Here is a 381-nt window from a genome sequence, read left to right as displayed (position 1 = left end):
TGATCGGCAGGCTATTGAGGTGGACGAAGGACGAGAAACCGGTGCCGAAGTCGTCCAGCGAAAAGCGCACGCCCAGTTGGCCGAGCGCCTGCATGGTCTGCAGCACCTGGTCGCTGCGCCGCATCACGGCGGTCTCGGTCAGTTCGAACTCGAGCCAGCGCGCGTCGACGCCGTGCTCTTCGATCAACCGTTGCAGGGTCGGCAGCAACTGGCTGTCCTGGAACTGGCGGAACGACAGGTTCACCGCCATGTGCAACGGCTCCAGGCCGCGCCCGTTGAGCCACTGCATGTCGCGCAGGGCGCGGGCGATGACCCAGTAGCCGAGCGGCACGATCAGCCCGCTCTCCTCGGCCAGCGGGACGAACTCGCTGGGCGTGAGCA

General features: G+C 66.7%; 1 protein-coding gene. It reads right to left on the bottom strand.

Annotation, left to right across the window (positions count from 1 at the left end):
• Window positions 1-381 (bottom strand): EAL domain-containing protein (locus ACLJNW_RS23490; protein WP_410961124.1); only part of this gene is annotated, 381 nt, incomplete at both ends.

Origin of the sequence: Salmonella sp. SAL4457 (assembly GCF_046548235.1) — a bacterium.
Lineage (GTDB): Bacteria > Pseudomonadota > Gammaproteobacteria > Enterobacterales > Enterobacteriaceae > Salmonella > Salmonella enterica.
Note: the sequence above shows the minus strand (reverse complement) of the source record. Positions and strands in the feature narration are given on the sequence as shown.